The sequence below is a fragment of the Bradyrhizobium yuanmingense genome (assembly GCF_025200905.1).
Taxonomy (GTDB): domain Bacteria; phylum Pseudomonadota; class Alphaproteobacteria; order Rhizobiales; family Xanthobacteraceae; genus Bradyrhizobium; species Bradyrhizobium yuanmingense.
On record NZ_CP104173.1, the window covers coordinates 6,702,603 to 6,719,987 of the forward strand.

At 64.1% G+C, this 17,385-nt stretch carries 17 protein-coding genes and 1 pseudogene; 8 read left to right on the plus strand and 10 right to left on the minus strand.

Annotation, left to right across the window (positions count from 1 at the left end; genetic code table 11):
* The first annotated feature begins 64 nt into the window (after positions 1 to 64).
* The gene (gene iaaH / locus N2605_RS31040) at positions 65 to 1,486 is read left to right on the plus strand and encodes an indoleacetamide hydrolase (RefSeq protein WP_225111564.1); all 1,422 of its coding nucleotides are present in this window, start codon (positions 65 to 67) and stop codon (positions 1,484 to 1,486) included.
* Between the two features lie 81 nt (positions 1,487 to 1,567).
* Here iaaH and N2605_RS31045 read toward each other — a convergent pair whose 3' ends face one another.
* Positions 1,568 to 2,587: a DUF3616 domain-containing protein gene (locus tag N2605_RS31045; RefSeq protein ID WP_260344724.1), complete on the minus strand. Its 1,020-nt coding sequence runs from the start codon at positions 2,585 to 2,587 to the stop codon at positions 1,568 to 1,570.
* Between the two features lie 133 nt (positions 2,588 to 2,720).
* Between N2605_RS31045 and N2605_RS31050 the strand changes: the two genes are divergently transcribed.
* Positions 2,721 to 2,912: a hypothetical protein gene (locus N2605_RS31050; RefSeq protein WP_260344726.1), complete on the plus strand. Its 192-nt coding sequence runs from the start codon at positions 2,721 to 2,723 to the stop codon at positions 2,910 to 2,912.
* Here N2605_RS31050 and N2605_RS31055 read toward each other — a convergent pair.
* Positions 2,907 to 3,818 (minus strand): LysR family transcriptional regulator, encoded by a 912-nt coding sequence (locus N2605_RS31055; RefSeq protein WP_035997299.1) that lies wholly within the window; start codon positions 3,816 to 3,818, stop codon positions 2,907 to 2,909. The genes N2605_RS31050 and N2605_RS31055 overlap by 6 nt on opposite strands.
* A gap of 337 nt (positions 3,819 to 4,155) precedes the next feature.
* Between N2605_RS31055 and N2605_RS36630 the strand changes: the two genes are divergently transcribed.
* The 5 genes and pseudogenes from N2605_RS36630 (at position 4,156) to N2605_RS31070 (ending at position 7,292) form a co-directional block, all read left to right on the plus strand.
* Positions 4,156 to 4,728: an HlyD family secretion protein gene (locus N2605_RS36630; RefSeq protein ID WP_482151224.1), complete on the plus strand. Its 573-nt coding sequence runs from the start codon at positions 4,156 to 4,158 to the stop codon at positions 4,726 to 4,728.
* Positions 4,689 to 4,778 (plus strand): annotated as a pseudogene (locus N2605_RS36635) (hypothetical protein); the annotation flags it as partial. The gene N2605_RS36630 and the pseudogene N2605_RS36635, both read left to right, overlap by 40 nt.
* A gap of 12 nt (positions 4,779 to 4,790) precedes the next feature.
* Positions 4,791 to 5,192 carry a hypothetical protein gene (locus N2605_RS36640; RefSeq protein WP_482151225.1) on the plus strand — a complete coding sequence of 134 codons (402 nt, stop codon included), beginning with the start codon at positions 4,791 to 4,793 and terminating at the stop codon, positions 5,190 to 5,192.
* Between the two features lie 4 nt (positions 5,193 to 5,196).
* On the plus strand, positions 5,197 to 6,804 hold the full coding sequence (locus N2605_RS31065) for a DHA2 family efflux MFS transporter permease subunit (RefSeq protein ID WP_260344729.1): 1,608 nt from the start codon (positions 5,197 to 5,199) through the stop codon (positions 6,802 to 6,804).
* 26 nt (positions 6,805 to 6,830) lie between these two features.
* Positions 6,831 to 7,292, plus strand: coding sequence for a carboxymuconolactone decarboxylase family protein (locus tag N2605_RS31070; RefSeq protein WP_260344731.1), 462 nt, complete (start codon positions 6,831 to 6,833; stop codon positions 7,290 to 7,292).
* 133 nt (positions 7,293 to 7,425) lie between these two features.
* Here the strand turns inward: N2605_RS31070 and N2605_RS31075 are convergent, their stop codons facing one another.
* The 6 genes from N2605_RS31075 to N2605_RS31100 all read right to left on the minus strand — a co-directional run bounded on the left by N2605_RS31075 (position 7,426) and on the right by N2605_RS31100 (position 13,187).
* Positions 7,426 to 8,286, minus strand: coding sequence for a D-amino-acid transaminase (locus tag N2605_RS31075; RefSeq protein ID WP_036021055.1), 861 nt, complete (start codon positions 8,284 to 8,286; stop codon positions 7,426 to 7,428).
* Between the two features lie 203 nt (positions 8,287 to 8,489).
* A complete protein-coding gene (locus N2605_RS31080; protein WP_035997285.1) occupies positions 8,490 to 9,221 on the minus strand; it encodes an amino acid ABC transporter ATP-binding protein in 732 nt (243 codons plus the stop codon).
* 12 nt (positions 9,222 to 9,233) lie between these two features.
* Positions 9,234 to 9,926, minus strand: coding sequence for an amino acid ABC transporter permease (locus N2605_RS31085; RefSeq protein ID WP_225135356.1), 693 nt, complete (start codon positions 9,924 to 9,926; stop codon positions 9,234 to 9,236).
* 3 nt (positions 9,927 to 9,929) lie between these two features.
* Positions 9,930 to 10,661, minus strand: coding sequence for an amino acid ABC transporter permease (locus N2605_RS31090; RefSeq protein ID WP_035997279.1), 732 nt, complete (start codon positions 10,659 to 10,661; stop codon positions 9,930 to 9,932).
* 129 nt (positions 10,662 to 10,790) lie between these two features.
* The gene (locus N2605_RS31095; RefSeq protein ID WP_225183029.1) at positions 10,791 to 11,702 is read right to left on the minus strand and encodes an amino acid ABC transporter substrate-binding protein; all 912 of its coding nucleotides are present in this window, start codon (positions 11,700 to 11,702) and stop codon (positions 10,791 to 10,793) included.
* Positions 11,703 to 11,789: 87 nt separating this feature from the next.
* Positions 11,790 to 13,187, minus strand: a complete 1,398-nt coding sequence (locus tag N2605_RS31100; RefSeq protein WP_260344734.1) for a M20 family metallopeptidase — start codon at positions 13,185 to 13,187, stop codon at positions 11,790 to 11,792.
* Positions 13,188 to 13,481: 294 nt separating this feature from the next.
* Between N2605_RS31100 and N2605_RS31105 the strand changes: the two genes are divergently transcribed.
* Positions 13,482 to 14,861 (plus strand): LLM class flavin-dependent oxidoreductase, encoded by a 1,380-nt coding sequence (locus N2605_RS31105; protein ID WP_260344735.1) that lies wholly within the window; start codon positions 13,482 to 13,484, stop codon positions 14,859 to 14,861.
* Between the two features lie 161 nt (positions 14,862 to 15,022).
* Here the strand turns inward: N2605_RS31105 and N2605_RS31110 are convergent, their stop codons facing one another.
* The gene (locus N2605_RS31110; RefSeq protein WP_260344737.1) at positions 15,023 to 16,684 is read right to left on the minus strand and encodes a thiamine pyrophosphate-binding protein; all 1,662 of its coding nucleotides are present in this window, start codon (positions 16,682 to 16,684) and stop codon (positions 15,023 to 15,025) included.
* A 108-nt stretch (positions 16,685 to 16,792) separates the two neighbouring features.
* Positions 16,793 to 17,296: a GFA family protein gene (locus N2605_RS31115; protein WP_225183025.1), complete on the minus strand. Its 504-nt coding sequence runs from the start codon at positions 17,294 to 17,296 to the stop codon at positions 16,793 to 16,795.
* Positions 17,297 to 17,385 lie beyond the last annotated feature (89 nt).

Consider the following 17,385-nt stretch of genomic DNA (forward strand, 5'->3'; position numbering starts at 1 on the left):
GGACGCTTCAGCCTCTGCTCCTTAAGGGACGCTCTGATGGCCTCCTGCGATCGGGTGATGCATCATGGATTTCGACCAGTTGACACTGACCGAGGCCGCGGCCGGCCTCGCCGCCGGGACATTCACGAGCACCGCACTCACCCGGGAAGCCCTGGCCCGCGCCAAGGCCAACGCCGAACTCAATGTCTTTGTCACCCTGGACGAAGCCGGCGCCTTGAAGGCCGCGGCCGCGTTCGACGCGGCAGGCGACAAGACAAAGCCGCTCGGCGGCGTACCTATCGTGATCAAGGACAATATCGAGGTCGCGGGACTGCCCTGCAGCGCCGGCACACCGGCGCTGAAGGATTACATTCCGAAGGCCGACGCGCCTGTCGTGACAAAGCTGCGCGATGCCGGGGCGGTCATCATCGGCAAGACCAGCATGCACGAGCTCGCCTTCGGCATCTCCGGCTACAACACCGCATTCAAGACCGGCGCCGAGTACGGCGTGCGCAACGCCTATGATCGCACTTTGATCGCCGGCGGCTCCTCGTCAGGCACGGGCGCGGCGATCGGCGCACGGATCGTCGCCGGCGGGCTCGGCACGGACACCGGCGGATCGGTGCGGGTGCCTGCCGCCCTGAACGGATGCGCCTCGCTGCGCCCGACGGTCGGCCGCTACCCGCAAGACGGCATCGCACCGATCTCGCACACCCGCGATACCGCAGGCCCGATGGCTGCGACCATAGCGGATGTCGCGCTGCTCGACCGCGTCATCGCCGGTGGCGATGCGCTTGCGCCGGCGGATCTGACGCAGGTCCGCGTCGGCCTCGCGAGATCCATGCTGGCCAATCTCGATGCCGACACCGAGGCCGCGTTCCAGGAAGCCGTCGCGAAAATGAAGGTGCAAGGCGTCACGGTCGTCGGGATCGAGATGCCGCAACTGGCAGAGCTCGACGCCCAGGTCAGCTTTCCCGTCGCGCTGTACGAGGCCTATGACGATCTGGTCGCCTATCTCAGGCACACCGGCACCGGCCTCTCCATCGCGGCACTGGCGGAGCAGATCGCCAGCGCCGATGTGAAGGGCACCTACGACGGCTTGGTGATCCCGCGCAAGCTGCCTGGTCCCGACGGCACCCTGGTCGACGCCAAGCCGATCTACGACGCCGCGATCGAGATTGCGCGCCCCGCGCTGCAGGCGCTGTACGCCAGGAGCTTTGCCGACAACCGGCTCGATGCGATCGCCTTCCCGACCACGCCGCGCGTCGCCATTCCCTCCAATCCGGAGTCCAGCAGCCTCGAGAATTTCGGCCTGTTCATTCAGAACACGGACCCAGGCAGCAATGCCGGGATTCCCGGCATCCAGATCCCGATCGCGCTCGGCGCCAGCAGCAGATTGCCGATCGGGCTTGAGCTCGATGGCCCCGCCGGCAGCGATCCCCGCCTGCTCGCGATCGGCATGGCGCTCGAGGCTGCGTTCGGGCGCTTGCCGCCACCGGCTCGCTGACGGACTCCCTCCGGAAATGCTGGAAGGTGGCGCCTCGTTCGTTCGGCCGGCTGGACAAGGCGAGGGGAGGTCCGATCCCGTTCATCGTGGTATTTCGATGGGGGTGGGCGTACCTTCCTTATCGCTGTCGAATACGATCAGGACTCGCAGTCCGGCGGAAGTCGCGCCCAACGGCAGTAGTCCCTCCGGCTTTCGCTTTGGATCGAACGGGAGTTCCTTCAATAGCCGCACGGTCTCGGACTCTCCGTCCCAAGAATATATTGCGTAGGCTCCCGGCCCGTCCGCAACAGGACCGGCCAGGATGAGGGTGCGATCGCCGAACGCGGCGAGATCGCGTACACCCCTGTTGTCACCGAGCGGAAGTCGGAACAGCCGGTGAGTCGTGCTTTTTCGATCACCGAACAGCGCGTCTATCTCTACCGAGAGGACGACGGCGCGATTGTCGTTCAAGACGGGGCCCCGGAATCCTACGAGCAACGTCCGATCGTCCTTGATCGCCAGGCCCTCGATGGTCAAGCCGTTCTTCTCCAGCCTGATATCCATGAACTCGAGAAGCGCAGGTTCGGCCGCGATGACCTCTCGCAATTGCCCTGTACGCTCGATGCCCGACGCATTGCCATCTGCCCCCGTCGTGCGGAACCGAACGATCTGGCTGCTTGCGGCAATCCTCGCCCGAATCTTATCGGCATCTTTCTTGGGGTCGAGCTTGTGGTCCTTGTCCCGCGGATGGCCATGCGAGCCGATGACGTAATACTGCCCTTTGGAGAAGGCGACGCCCTCGCCATCAAGTTCGAGCGCCTTGCCATTGAACGTGTTGTCGATCAACTTCACGGGGTTGCCGGCGACGAACTTGCCGTCGGTCAATTCGATGATTTGAGCGCCCTGGAGATTGTCGTCGATAACGAGGCACGAACGGGGAAACCCATCAGCGGTCGTGCAGGCGATGCCGCTGACATCCTTCGACTTGCCTCCGTCCTTGCCGATCAGCTTGTTCTTGACCGGCCACACATCGTCGGCCGCAGCAGGAGAAGGCTGCACGCCACCCGCCATCACGAGGCCGAGCAGCAAAGTCGCAATCCATCCTGTTCTGTCAATGGTCATCGAAGCCTCCCTAGAGCCGCAGTCGGGCCAGACCAAGCCATCCAGCTCCATCACAGGATGATGCCGCCAATCCCTTGCGAAGCTCTCACGCAAGCGAACGTTGACCGGCTTGCCCCCGGTCGATCCGTCAAACATGGAAGAGCAACAGATGGAAGAGGAGAAGCTAGAAAGCTGGCCTGGACGAAACGTCGTATCAAAAAAGAAGCGAACCGAATGCCTCGGTCCCAAATACATCATTCATATCTCAGGTTGTATTGTTGCAGGCAACTCGGCGTTGTCAACACGCTTTCTGCCGCACGTGGAGCCGGCGGTGAAAGTCTCATGAATACGGGTTGATCAGCTTCTGCTGCTCGGCGCTGTGGTGCACGAGCAGGTCGATGAAGGTCCTCACTTTCGCCGACAGATGATGACGATGCGGATAGACCGCGTTCATGGAGAGCTCGACCGTCCGATATTCCGGCAACAGGCGCACGAGGCGGCCGGCTTCGAGATCATCCTGAATGAGGAACCCCGCCATCAGGCAGATTGCGGCGCCCTCCAGCGCGACCTCGCGCAGCGCTTCTCCGCTATTGGTGACGAAGCTGCCGGAGACGCGCACCGAGGCCGGCGTGCCCTTACGATCGAGGAAGCGCCATTCGTCGCCGAACGGATAGTTCAAGTGCCGACCACAATTGTGCCCGGTGAGCTCGTCGAGCTTCTGCACCCGGCCGTGCTTCTCGATGTAATCGTGGGAGCAGCACAGCACGTGGCGCCAGGTGGCAAGGCTGCGCACGATCAGGCTTGAATCCGGTGGCTGTGTCATGCGCAGGGCAACGTCATAGCCTTCTTCGATGAGGTCGACCTCGGCCTCGCCCATGCGCAGATCGATCTTGAGCTCCGGATAGGTCGACAGCAGTTTGGCCGCAATCGGCGCGACGAACGGCACCATGTGCGTGGCGACGTGAATGCGCAGCGTGCCGCGCGGCACCGACTGCAATTCGCTCGCGATGTCGTCGGCCTGTTCGATATCGGCGAGAATCTGGACGCAGCGGTCGTAATAGGCCTTCCCGATCTCGGTCAGATTGACCTTGCGCGTGGTGCGGTGAAGCAGCCGCACCCCGAGCCGGTCTTCCAATGCCTGCACGTGATTGCTCACCATGGTGGTCGACATGTTGAGCTTGCGGGCTGCTGCGGAGAAGCCGCCGGTCTCGACCACCCGGCTGAACACTTCGAGGCTGGTCAATCGATCCATGGCTTTCCTTGACTGGGATGTGCGCCTCAGCAGCAATCGCGCTTGCGTAGCCGCTCGCCTGACCCGGTAGACATCACGAACCAGGGTGACCGGTCAGATTATCCACCTTGAATGGATAATCCTTCCAAAATCTAGCCAATTATCATCCGGGCCAGCAAGACCGATAGTCTCAGCGAGCCGACAGGAGACTGCAATGTCCGAAATGCCCCGCACCGAGACCTTCCAGCAAGCCACTGAAATCACGCGCGATTACGCCAAGGCGCCGCCCGCTATGCCGGCCCGGAACAGGGTCCGGCGCGCGGCCTTGGTGCTCGCGCTGCTCGCAGGCACTGCGACCATGGCCTACTACGGACACGATTACTGGACCAACGGCCGCTACCTCGAATCCACCGACGACGCCTATGTGAAGGCGGACTCCACGATCGTCGCGCCGAAAGTCTCCGGCTACATCGCCAAGGTGCTGGTCGGCGACAATGAGAAGGTTCGGGCGGGCCAGCTGCTGGCCAAGATCGACGACCGCGATTTCAAGGCGGCGCTCGACCAGGCGAAAGCCGACGTCGCTGCCGGCGAAGCCTCGGTCCGCAACATCGACGCCCAGCTCGAACTGCAGCAGCCGATCATTGAACAGAGCACCGCCGACGTCGCCGCTGCAGAAGCCAATCTGAAATTCGCGCAGGAGGAGCGCGCCCGCTACGACGACCTCATGAAGTCGGGCTCCGGCACGATCCAGCGCGCGCAGCAGACCGACGCGGCGCTGCGCGCCAGCAGCGCGCAATTGCAGCATGCCAAGTCCGGCCTCGTCGCCGCGCAGCGCAAGGTCGACGTGCTCACCACCCAGCGCGCCCAGGCCACCGCCCAGCTCGAACGCGCCCGCGCGGTCGCGCAGCAGGCGGCGCTGAACCTGTCCTAACCGAGATCACCGCGCCGGTGGACGGCACGGTCGGCGCCCGCAGCTTGCGTGTCGGCCAATACGTGCAGGCCGGCACGCAATTGATGGCGGTGGTGCCGCTCGACGCCGTCTACGTCGTCGCCAATTTCAAGGAGACCCAGCTCACCCATGTGCGGCCGGGCCAGCCGGTCGAGCTGCACGTCGACAGCTTCCGCAACATCAGCCTGCGCGGCCATGTCGACAGCCTGTCGCCGGCGAGCGGGCTCGAATTCGCGCTGCTGCCGCCCGACAACGCCACCGGCAATTTCACCAAGATCGTGCAGCGCGTTCCGGTGAAGATCGTCCTCGACGACCACAGCCTCACCGGCTTGCTGCGGCCTGGCATGTCCGCGGTGCCGACCGTCGACACCAAACAGGCGGTGCTGGCCGAGCGCGAGACGGCCAAGCGCCTTGCCGACAATACGTCCCGCGCGAATGGGGGTTGAAGCCATGGGCACGCTCCAACCGGCCCTCAACGCTACCTCCGCCAATCTCCCCGCCGCTGCTGCGCCCACGGCGGTGTCCACAAAGACCTGGATTGCGGTGATCGGCGCCACCCTCGGCGCCTTCATGGCGGTGCTGAACATCCAGATCGTCAACGCCTCGCTCGCGGACATTCAGGGCGCGATCGGCGCCGGCATCGACGACGGCGGCTGGATCTCGACCTCCTATTTGATCGCCGAGATCGTGGTCATCCCGCTGTCGGGCTGGCTCGCGCAGGTGTTCTCGATCCGCATCTATCTGCTCACCAACGCGATCCTGTTCCTGGTTCTGTCCGCGGCCTGCGCACTGGCGCAGGATCTGTCGCAGATGATCGTGCTGCGCGCTATCCAGGGCTTCACCGGCGGCGTGCTGATCCCGATGGCCTTCACGCTGATCATCATGCTGCTGCCGCGCGCCAAGCAGCCGGTCGGCCTTGCGCTGTTCGCGCTGTCGGCGACTTTCGCGCCGGCGATCGGCCCGACCATCGGCGGCTATCTCACCGAGAATTTCGGCTGGCAATACATCTTCTACGTCAACCTGGTTCCCGGCGCGATCATGGTCGGCATGCTCTGGTATGCGCTCGAGCCCAAGCCGATGAAGCTGGCGCTGCTTCGCGAGGGCGACTGGGCCGGCATCATCACCATGGCGATCGGCCTGTCCGCGCTCCAGACCGTGCTGGAGGAAGGCAACAAGGACGACTGGTTCGGCTCGCCGTTCATCCTCAAGCTCTCGATCATCGCCGCTGTTGCGCTGACGGCATTCCTGATCATCGAGCTCACGGTGAAGAAGCCACTGCTCAATCTGCGTCTGCTCGTGCGTCGCAATTTCGGCTTCGGCATGCTCGCGAACTTCTTGCTCGGCATTGCACTCTACGGCTCCGTGTTCATCCTGCCGCAATATCTGGCGCGTATTCAGGGCTACAATGCCGAGCAGATCGGCATGGTGCTGGCCTGGACCGGGCTGCCGCAACTCGTGCTGATCCCGCTGGTGCCGCGCCTGATGCAGAAGTTCGATGCGCGGATCATCATCGGCGTCGGCTTCGTTCTGTTCGCAGCATCCAACTTCATGAACATCAACATGACCAACGACTATGCCGCCGACCAGCTGCTGTGGCCCAATATCGTGCGCGCCATCGGCCAGGCGCTGGTGATGGCGCCGTTGTCGGCGGTCGCGACCGCAGGCATCGAAGCGGAGAATGCGGGCTCGGCCTCCGGCCTGTTCAACATGATGCGCAATCTCGGCGGCGCCGTCGGCATCGCGCTGCTGCAAACCGTGCTGTCCAAGCGCGAGCAATATCACTCCAACGTGCTGATGCAGTCGGTCTCTGTGTTCGAGGAGGCCACACGAACGCGGCTCGAGCAGCTCACGCAATATTTCGTCAATCACGGCGTTCTCGACCGTGCGGACGCCGCGCATCGCGCCTATGTCGCGATCGGCCATACCGTACAGAAGCAGGCCTTCATCTTCGCCTTCAGCGACACGTTCTACCTGCTCGGAATGGCGCTGATCGTCGCTCTCATCGCCGTATTCTTTCTGAAGAGGCCCGGCCAAGTCTCGGCCGGCGGAGCCCACTGACCCAACCAAAGAAAAGGAGAACGACCATGAAGCCCCGCATGAACTACTACCAGGCCGCGCCCGATACGATCAAAGCGCTGATGGCGCTTGAGCAGCAGATCCAGTCGACGGGCCTGGAGAAATCGCTGATCGAGCTGGTCAAGATCCGGGCCTCGCAGATCAACGGCTGCGCCTTCTGCATCAACATGCATACCGAGGACGCCCGCAAGCGCGGCGAGACCGAGCAGCGCATCTACCTGCTCAACGCCTGGCGCGAATCCCCGCTCTATTCCGGCCGTGAGCGCGCCGCGCTGGCCTGGACCGAAGCGGTGACGCTGATCGCCGAGACGCATGCGCCAGACGAGACTTACGAACAGGTCCGCGCGCAGTTCTCCGAAGAGGAGACGGTGAACCTGACCATGCTGATCGGTGCCATCAACGCCTGGAACAGGATCGCGATCGCGTTCCGCGCCGTGCATCCGGTGAAGGTGAAGGCGTCAGTGGCTTAAACCGACGGCAACGGACGGTCTCGTAGGGTGGGCAAAGCGTAAGCGTGCCCACCATTCTTCAGCAAAAACGGGAGAAGGCGTGGGCACGGCGCAAGCGCGCCTTTGCTCACCCTACGACAGCTACGTATGCCGCTTACACCGCCGTCGCCTTGGCGAAGTCCACGTAGATCTCGCGCAGACGCGTCGCCATCGGGCCGGGCTTGCCGTCGCCGATCGTCTTGCCGTCGATGGCGACCACCGGCTGCACGAAGGAGGATGCGCTGGTGATGAAGGCTTCCTTGGCGGCGAGCGCTTCGGCGACCGTGAAGGAGCGTTCCTCGACGCGCAGCTGGCGCTCCTCGGCAAGCGCAATCACGGCCTTGCGGGTGCAGCCGGGCAGGATCGCGTTGGAGTTCTGGCGGGTGACGATGACGTCGTCCTTGGTCAGGATGAACGCCGTGGACGAGCCGCCTTCGGTCACATAGCCATCCTGCAGCATCCAGGCTTCGCCGGCGCCGGCTTCCGCCGCGGCCTGCTTTGCCAGCACCTGCGCCAGCAGCGCCACGCTCTTGATGTCGCGGCGCTCCCAGCGGATGTCGGGCACCGTGATGACGTTGATGCCGGTCTTGGCCACCGCGGCATTGATGATGTCCTTCTCCGACGTGAACATCACCAGGCTCGACCTGACGTCAGCCTTGGGGAACGGGAAGTCGCGCCCCTTGTCGGCACCGCGCGTCACCTGGAGATAGACGAGGCCGTTCACGAGCTTGTTGCGCGCGATCAGCTCCTTCTGCAGCTCGGTGATGCGCTCGATGGTCTCCGGCAGCTTCAACTTGATCTCGCCGACGGACCGCTCCAGCCGCGCCAGATGCGAAGCATTGTCGACCAGCTTGCCGTCGAGCACGGCCGAGACCTCGTAGATGCCGTCGGCGAACAGGAAGCCGCGATCGAGCACCGAGATCTTGGCTTCCGAGAGCGGGACGAATGAGCCGTTGACGTAGGCGATCGAGTCCAAGGCAGGTCTCCTGGGGAGGGAAGGGATTTGGCCACCGGTATAGGGGATTTGGCGGGCTGGATAAACCCTACCCTCGTCATCCCGGGACGCGCGTAGCGCGCGCTATGGTGCGCAATTGCGCACCTGAGGATCCATACCCCCGATGGTGGTTATGGATTCCGGGCTCGCGACTGCGTCGCGCCCCGGAATGACGGTGGCGGTGATTAATGCGAAAGAATCTTCGACAAGAACTTCTGCGCGCGGTCGCTGCGGGGCTTGCCGAAGAAATCGTCCTTCGCTGCGTCCTCGACGATCTCGCCGCGGTCCATGAAGATGACGCGGTTGGCGACCTTGCGGGCAAAACCCATCTCGTGGGTGACGACCATCATGGTCATGCCCTCGCGGGCGAGATCGACCATGACGTCGAGCACCTCGCTGACCATTTCCGGATCGAGCGCCGAGGTCGGCTCGTCGAACAGCATCACGATCGGATCCATCGCGAGCGCGCGAGCGATGGCGACGCGCTGCTGCTGGCCGCCGGAGAGCTGCGCCGGGAATTTCTGCGCCTGCTCCTTCAAGCCGACGCGCTCGAGCAGCTGCATGCCCTTGGCCTGCGCCTTGTCATGCCCCCTGCCCAGCACCTTCTCCTGCGCCAGGCAGAGATTGTCGATGATCTTAAGGTGCGGAAACAGCTCGAAATGCTGGAACACCATGCCGACGCGCGAGCGCAGCTTCGGCAGATCGGTTTTGGGGTCGTTGACCTTGGTGCCGTCAACGAGGATGTCGCCGCTCTGGAACGGCTCCAGCGCATTGACGCATTTGATCAGCGTCGACTTGCCCGAGCCGGAGGGGCCGCAGACCACGACGACCTCGCCCTTGGTGACATTGGTTGTGCAGTCGGTCAGCACCTGGAAGGTGGGGCTGTACCATTTGTTGACGTGGCTGATTTCGATCATGAGCGGGGAGCCCTAGCGAATGATGGCGATGCGCGCCTGGAGGCGGCGGACGCCGTAGGACGCGATACAGGAGATGGTGAAGTAGACCACGGCGGCGAACAGATACATTTCGACCAGGCGGCCGTCACGCTGCGCCACCTTGCTCGCCGCGCCCAGGAAGTCGGTGATCGACAGGACGTAGACCAGCGAGGTGTCCTGGAACAGCACGATGGTTTGCGTTATCAGCACCGGCAGCATGTTGCGGAAGGCCTGCGGCAGCACGACGTAGCGCATGCTCTGGGCGTAGGTCAGCCCCAGCGCACTCGCCGCGGCCGGCTGGCCGCGCGAGATCGACTGGATGCCGGCGCGCATGATCTCGGAGAAATATGCCGCCTCGAACATGATGAAAGTGACGAGCGAGGACGTGAACGCGCCGACGCTGATCGGACGCGAGGCGCCTGTCACCCACTGCCCGATATAGGGCACCAGGAAGTAGAACCAGAAGATCACCAGCACCAGCGGCAGCGAGCGCATGAAGTCGACATAGATGCCGGCGATGCGGCCCAGAATCTTGAATCCGGACAGGCGCATCAGGGCGAGCGCCGTGCCGAAGACTAGGCCGCCGAGAGCTGCGAGGAAGGTCAGCGTCAGCGTGAACGTCATGCCCTCGTAGAACAGATACGGCAGCGCGCGGCGGATGACATCGAAATCGAGATTGCCGAACATCGCTTATTTCCCCGTGATGTAGCCGGGGATCGCGACCCAGCGCTCGAGGAAGCGCATCGCGGTCACGACGACGGCGTTGACGAGGAGATAGAGGATGGTCGCGGCCGTGAAGGCCTCGAACACCTGGAACGAGAATTCCTGCATCGAGCGCGCCTGTCCGGTCAGCTCGAGCAGGCCGATGGTGATGGCGACCGCGGTGTTCTTGATGGTGTTGAGGAATTCAGACGTCAGCGGCGGCAGGATGATGCGGAAGGCCATCGGCAGCAGCACGTAGCGATAGCCCTGCACGGTGGTCAGGCCGAGCGCAGTCGCCGCCATCTTCTGCCCGCGCGGCAGCGAGGAGATGCCGGCCTGCAGCTGCACGGCTACGCGCGCCGACATGAAGAAGCCGACCCCGATCGCCGCCGTCCAGAACGGCGCGTTCGGCAATTGCTTCAGCCACAGCCCGGCCGCCCTCGGCAGAATTTCCGGCAGCACGAAGAACCACAGGAAGAGCTGCACCAGAAGCGGCATGTTGCGGAAGAATTCGACGTAGGCGAAGCCGAACCAATTGGCGCCCTTCGACGGCAGCGTGCGCATGACGCCGACAATCGAGCCTGTGATCAGCGCGATCACCCAGGCCAGCGCCGCGGTCTTGAGGGTCAGCGCCAGCCCCGACAGCAGCATGTCGAGGTAGGTGCCGGTCCCCATCGGGTTCGGCTGGAAGAAGATTCCCCAGTTCCAGTTGTAGTTCACGTGTCCCCCGCGCGAACGCGCCCGTCATTGGACGTCTTCAGAGAAAGTCTCAGGCCTATGCAAATGTCCGGCCACTCTGGTGTCAAGAGTGGCCGGACATGATTCCGATCGAAAGATCGAGGTTTTATCTTACTTGTAGTCGTCCGGGTTCGGCGAGTCCGTCGGCTTGGCGAACTCGTTCTTCAGCTCGGCCGAGATCGGCGTGTTGAGGTTCAGGCCCTTCGGCGGGATCTTCTGGGTGAACCACTTGTCGTAGATCTTCTCGGCCTCGCCGGAGGTGTAGAGCGCAGCCGTGGCCGCATCGACGACCTTCTTGAACGCAGGATCGTCCTTGCGCAGCATGATGCCGTAGGGCTCCGGCTTGGAGAACGCATCCTTGGAGATAACGTAGTCGCCCGGGTTCTTCGAACCGGCGACGAGGCTCGCCAGCAAGATGTCGTCCATGACGAAGGCGACCGCGCGGTCGGTCTCGACCATCAAGAAGGCTTCGGCGTGATCCTTGGCCGGAATGATGTTGGCGCCGAGGCCCTTGGCGGCGTTGGCTTCGGTGAGCTGCTTGATGTTGGTGGTGCCGGCGGTCGAGACCACGGTCTTGCCCTTGAGGTCGTCGATCGACTTCAGGCCGCTCGATTTCTTGAAGACGTAGCGGCTAGCGGTCAGGAAGTGGGTGTTGGTGAAGGCGACCTGCTTCTGGCGCTCGGCATTGTTGGTGGTCGAGCCGCATTCGAGGTCGATGGTGCCGTTGGCCATCAGCGGGATACGGGTCGCCGAGGTCACCGGGTTGAGCTTGACCTCGAGCTTGTCGAGCTTGAGCTCCTTCTTCACGGCGTCGACGATCTTGTAGCAGATGTCCATCGCGAAGCCGACCGGCTTCTGGTTGTCGTCAAGATAGGAGAACGGGATCGAGGAATCGCGGAAACCGAGCGTGATGGCGCCGGTGTCCTTGATGTTCTTCAGCGTGCCGGTCAGCTCCTGGGCCCCGGCCTGGCTGACGACGAAGGTCGCGGCGAGCGCGAGCCCGATGTGACGGAAATGTTTCACGTTTTTCTTCCCCTTTCGGATGATGCGGCCCGGATGCAAGCACAAATCGGGCCGGATTAGAATGTAACTTTCGGCTGGATCGTCGGCTCAGGTTAACGGGCCTGTCAGTGGCTTTGGCAACTCTCCGAGATCCCAGAACAGCCCGGCCATCACCGTCAAGGCCTCTTCGGTCAATGGCAGCAGGATGTGCTCATTGGGCGCATGCTGGGAGCAGCCGGGATAGGAATGCGGCACCCAGATCGTCGGCAGTCCCAGGATCTCGGAAAACACGTCGTTGGGCAGCGAACCGCCGAAATTCGGCAGCACGGCCGGCGCCTTGCCGGTGGTCTCTCGCACCGAATCCGCCGCCCATTTGATCCACGGGCTGTCGAAATCAGTGCGCGATGCAGCAAAACTCTGCGCCGCGCGCACCTCGACCATCGGAAAACCGCGTCCGACCAGATGCGCGCGGACAGCGTCGATCAGCCCCTCAACCTTCGTCCCGACCACGAAACGCAGTTGCAGCACGGCATTGGCCTGGCCCGGAATCGCGTTGGCCGGCTTCTCGATATTGCCTGAGGACATCGCCAGCACTTCCAGCGTGTTCCAGGCGTAGAGCCGTTCAGCGGCCGATAGACCCTCCTCGCCCCAATTTTCGGCCAGCGCCGGCTCGTCCGCAGTCGGCACCACCTCGACGTCGGCGAGATAGGAGCGGATCTGGTTGGTCAGCCGCGGCGGCTTCAAGGCATCGAGCTGGAGACGGCCGCGGCCGTCGACCAGGGTGGAGATCGCGTTGACCAGGATGGTCGCGGGGTTGGCGAGCACACCGCCCCAATTGCCGGAATGGTGGCCGCCGTCGCGCAAGTTCACGTCGAGATGGATGCGGATGCCTCCACGACAGCCGAGAAACAGCGTCGGCCGATCGGCCGAGAGGCGCGGCCCGTCGGAGGCCATGAACAGGTCGGCCTTGAGCGCGTCGCGATGGAGATCGCAGACCTTGCCGAGATCGGGCGAGCCGATCTCCTCGCCCATCTCGATGATGAACTTGGCGTTGAAGCCGAGCTTACCGCCGCGCGCCTCGCGCACCGCACGCAGCGCGGCCATATTGATGCTGTGCTGCCCCTTGTTGTCGGCGGTGCCGCGGCCATAGAGGCGCGTCCCGGAAGCATTGGTGCGCCAGGGATCCCGGCCATCACGCCACTCGCCTTCCATGCCGTCGACGACATCGCCATGGCCGTAGACCAGCACGGTCGGCGCAGACGCGCTCTCGTGATGCTCGGCGAACAGGAACGGCGCCTTGCCGCTCGGGGATTCGACGATGCGGCTGGAAAAATCGAGCGCGGCGAAAGCCGGCTGCATCTCCTGCTCCAGATAGGCGCGCAGCTCGGGGCCGCGCTGCGGATTCTGGCTCTCGGTCTTGTAGGCGACGCGGCGATCGAGTTCAGCGAGGAACGCGCCGGACTTGAAATCCTCACGGGCGCGGGCGATGGCGTCGGCTCTGGTCATGCTTGCTTTTCGAGACTGTGAGACGAAGGACCTTACCCGACATGGGTTGGCCCTCGAAAGTGGCGGGGACTTGGATGGTTTCTTGTAGTTCTCTTGTAGCTCTCTTGGGATTTCGTTCTTGCTTCCTTGAGACTGGCTTGCCAGGCACAGCTGCGACGCTGACTTTGGCCTTGCCAAGCGCAAGCCTTCTATCTTGGCCCTTGCCAAGGGCCAATTATATGCAAGAACTTCGCCAAGTTGGGGCGCACATCTATCATTCGAAGAGCGCTCAGTATAGGGCGCCGAGGGACCAGCATGGCCAAAGAGATCAGGCTCAACGCCTTTGCGATGAATTGCGTCGCACACCAATCACCGGGCCTGTGGACCCATCCGCGCGACCGTACCGCCGAGTATAACCGCCTGTCCTACTGGATCGATCTCGCCAAGACGCTGGAGCGCGGCCGTTTCGACGGGCTGTTCCTGGCCGACGTGCTTGGCGTCTATGACGTGTATGGCAACAGCCCTGACGCAGCCTTGCGCAATGCAGCGCAGACGCCGTCGAACGAGCCGCTGCTGCTGCTGTCGGCGATGGCGGCGGTGACGCAAAATCTCGGCTTCGGCGTCACCAGCAATCTGTCCTTCGAGCCGCCCTATCCGTTCGCACGGCGGATGTCGACGCTCGATCACCTCACCGAGGGGCGGATCGGCTGGAACGTCGTCACCGGCTATCTCGACAGCGCCGCGCGCGGTGCCGGCAAGGACAAGCAGACCGGCCATGACGACCGCTACGACATCGCCGACGAATATATGGAGGTCGTCTACAAGCTCTGGGAAGGCAGCTGGGAAGACGATGCCGTGCTGCGCGACCGCAAGCGCGGCATCTTCACCGACCCGGCAAAAGTTCATCGCGTCAATCATGCGGGCGCGAACTACCGCATCAACAACACCATTCACCTCAGCGAGCCCTCGCCGCAGCGCACGCCCGTGCTGTACCAGGCCGGCACCTCGCCGCGCGGCCGGCAGTTCGCGGGCAGGCACGCCGAGTGCGTGTTCATGTCGGGACCGTCAGCCAAGGTGATCGCGCCGCGCGTCTCCGCAATCCGGCAGGAGGCGGCCGCACTCGGCCGCGATCCGGCGGAGATCCTGATGTTCTCGATGATGACGATCATTCTCGGACGGACGGAAGCCGAGGCGAAGGAAAAATACGCCGACTACCGCCGCCACATCAGCCCAGAAGGCGCGCTGGCGCTGATGTCGGGATGGACCGGCGTCGACTTCTCCGGCTACGACCTCGACCAGCAGGTGCGCCACGTCCAGAACGATGCCGGCCGCAGCGCGATGGACAACGTGACCCGCGCCGACCCTGACCGCGTCTGGACCGTGCGCGACGTCATCGAGCATGTCGGCATCGGCGGCGCTGGCCCGGTCGTGGTCGGCACGCCCGAGATGGTCGCAGACAAGATCGAAGGATGGTTCGAGGCGACGGATGTCGACGGCCTCAACGTCGCGTTCGCGATCTCGCCCGGCGATTTCGAGGATATCGCCGACATGCTGGTGCCCGAGCTGACGCGGCGCGGAAGGTACAAGAGCGAGTACGCCAAGGGCACGTTGCGGGAAAAACTGTTCGGCGAGGGCCGCGCGCGCCTCGACGCGCCGCATCCCGCGGCGGAGTATCGCGTGGGGAAGAAGGGGTAGGCGGAAGATCGCGCCACAGCCAGGCTGTCGTCCCCGCGAAGGCGGGGACCCATAACCACAGGAAGTAGTTTGGCGAAGACTCGGGAGCTCGATACGCCTACCAGCCGCAGTCGATAGATCACGCGGTATGGGTCCCCGCCTTCGCGGGGACGACTGCGGGGCTACACCTTCCCGTCCACCATCACCTCGATCAGCTTGGTTCCCGGCCGGCCAAACGCCGACGCCAGCGTCGCCTTCAGCTCACGGGGATCACTCACCTTGATCGCCTCGCAGCCGAGCGCCTTGGCGACGCCGGCGAAATCGACCGGCGGATCGACGAAATCCATGCCGACGTAATTGTCATCGCCGTGGAAGGCGAGCAGGCGCTGCTTGATGATGCGATAGCCGCCGTTGTTGGCGATGACGACGTTGAGCGGCAGCTTGTGATGCGCCGCGGTCCAGAGCGACTGGATCGAGTACATCGCGCTGCCATCGCCGGAGAAGCACACCACGGGGCGATCGGGATTGGCAATGCTGGCGCCGACCGAGGCCGGCAGGCCCCAGCCGATGCCGCCGGAGGCGAGCCCGTGATAGCCGTAGCGGTCGCGATGCGGATGCAGGGCCGTGATCTGGCGGCTGGAGGTGAGACCTTCGTCGACCAGGATGGCGTTGTCAGGCATCGCCTCGACCATTTGCAGCACGAGGAAGTCCGGATCGATCGGTGTGCGGCCGGCACTCTTGCCGATCTGCTCGACCAGCGCCGCGCGGCGCGCGGTCCAGTTCTTCGGCGCGAGCTCGGCGAGACGCTGCTTGGCGCGGCTCGCGAGGGCTGCGCCGCCCATCTCCTTGAGTACCGGGATCAGCGCGCGCAGCGTTTCCTTCAGATCCGCCTTCAGCGCGATCTCGGCCCCGTAGTTCTTGGCGATCTCCCAATCGACGAGGCCGATCTGCACGATGCCGAGGCCCTCAGGCAGCGCATCGACCTCGCTATAGACCGACATCCGCAAGGGATCGCCGCCGAGCGCGATCAGCAGATCGTAGGGCGCGAGCGTATCGCGGGCGACCTTCTGCACGCGCGCGAGCGTGCCGACGAAGCTCGGGCTTTCGGACAGAAAGTGCGAGCCGTAGGGCGTCGAGGACTGATAGGCCGCAGCGCCGAGCAGCTCGGCCAGTTCAGCCGCCTCCGTCAAAGCATCGCTCTTGACCACCTCGTCCATGGTGACGATCACGGGACGCTCAGCCTTGAGCAGGCGTGCGGCAAAGGCCTTCAGCGCCTCGTCCGACGGTTTCGTGCGCGCATCGATGCGGGTGGAGCGGCCAAGATCGAGTCCCGCCTCGCTGTTGAGGATGTCACCGGGCAGCGAGATGAACACCGGCCCGGTCGGTGGCGTCATCGCCACCTTGGCGGCGCGGCGCACGATGCGCGGCAGGTCCTCCAGCCGTGTCACCTCGACCGCCCATTTCACCAGCGGCTCGGCCATGCGCACCAGCGGACCATAGAGCACCGGCTCCATCAGACCGTGGCCCTGCTCCTGCTGGCCCGCCGTCAGGATCATCGGCGTGCCCGTGAACTGGGCGTTGTAGAGCGAGCCCATGGCGTTGCCGAGGCCGGGCGCGACGTGAACGTTGCAGGCGACGAGCTTGCCCGAAGCGCGGCTGTAGCCGTCGGCGATCGCGACCACCAGGCTCTCCTGCATCGCCATCACATAAGTGAGATCGGGATGGTCCTTCAGCGCATGCATGATCGGCAGTTCGGTGGTTCCAGGGTTGCCGAACAGATGCGTGATGCCCTCGTCCTTGAGCAGCGCGAGAAAGGCGGAGCGGCCGGTGATCTTGTTCTTCATGTTTCCTCCAGGAGCGGACCGTTGCCGCAAGGACCGAAAGCATGATGGCCGAGATGCTGGCAGAGGCGCAAGGAAGCGCGGTCATGGCTGCGTTGCGCGGGAGAGGCGCTACATCTCCTCCCGCCCGAGTTCGAACGGGTCGTCCCCGCCAGCGCGCTTCTTCCTTTTCGAGCGCTGCCAGACGACGCCGGGAAAGCCCTTCAGCGGCACCAGGGGCTCGCCGGTATAGGCCCATTCCTGCAGCTCCTCGATGGCGATGTGATAGAGCGGCTGGCGGCCGGTGCGCTCGTTGAACAGGGCGCGCGGGATGTTGACCATGTGCGGCCCGCGCGGGCGCTCGTACATGATCGGCGTGCCGCAATGCGAGCAGAAGCTGCGCGCGGTCTTCGTCGCCTTGTCCTCGTAGCGGGTCAGCGCGGTCTTGCCCGAGGTGATGCGGAAGCGCTTCTTCCAGCTTCCGACATAGGTGGCGTAGGCCGCGCCATGGGCGCGGCGGCTGGCGGCGGAATGATCGTGCCAGGCCCAGCGCGCGGGCACGTCGATCTCGAAGGCGACCTTGCCGCAGAGGCATTGGCCGGTGGCGATCCCTGCGGCGGCTGCGGCTTTGGCCATGGACGTCTCTCCGTCGTCATCGCTAGCGCAGCGAAGCAAGCTCGTCATTCCGGGGCGATGCGAAGCATCGAGCCCGGAATCCATCCCAC

Coding starts and splice junctions, on each gene's coding strand:
- iaaH (WP_225111564.1), top strand. CDS start 65: ATGGATTTCGACCAGTTGACACTGACCGAGGCCGCGGCCGGCCTCGCC.
- N2605_RS31045 (WP_260344724.1), bottom strand. CDS start 2,587: ATGACCATTGACAGAACAGGATGGATTGCGACTTTGCTGCTCGGCCTC.
- N2605_RS31050 (WP_260344726.1), top strand. CDS start 2,721: ATGGAAGAGCAACAGATGGAAGAGGAGAAGCTAGAAAGCTGGCCTGGA.
- N2605_RS31055 (WP_035997299.1), bottom strand. CDS start 3,818: ATGGATCGATTGACCAGCCTCGAAGTGTTCAGCCGGGTGGTCGAGACC.
- N2605_RS36630 (WP_482151224.1), top strand. CDS start 4,156: ATGGCCTACTACGGACACGATTACTGGACCAACGGCCGCTACCTCGAA.
- N2605_RS31065 (WP_260344729.1), top strand. CDS start 5,197: ATGGGCACGCTCCAACCGGCCCTCAACGCTACCTCCGCCAATCTCCCC.
- N2605_RS31070 (WP_260344731.1), top strand. CDS start 6,831: ATGAAGCCCCGCATGAACTACTACCAGGCCGCGCCCGATACGATCAAA.
- N2605_RS31080 (WP_035997285.1), bottom strand. CDS start 9,221: ATGATCGAAATCAGCCACGTCAACAAATGGTACAGCCCCACCTTCCAG.
- N2605_RS31085 (WP_225135356.1), bottom strand. CDS start 9,926: ATGTTCGGCAATCTCGATTTCGATGTCATCCGCCGCGCGCTGCCGTAT.
- N2605_RS31100 (WP_260344734.1), bottom strand. CDS start 13,187: ATGACCAGAGCCGACGCCATCGCCCGCGCCCGTGAGGATTTCAAGTCC.
- N2605_RS31105 (WP_260344735.1), top strand. CDS start 13,482: ATGGCCAAAGAGATCAGGCTCAACGCCTTTGCGATGAATTGCGTCGCA.
- N2605_RS31110 (WP_260344737.1), bottom strand. CDS start 16,684: ATGAAGAACAAGATCACCGGCCGCTCCGCCTTTCTCGCGCTGCTCAAG.
- N2605_RS31115 (WP_225183025.1), bottom strand. CDS start 17,296: ATGGCCAAAGCCGCAGCCGCCGCAGGGATCGCCACCGGCCAATGCCTC.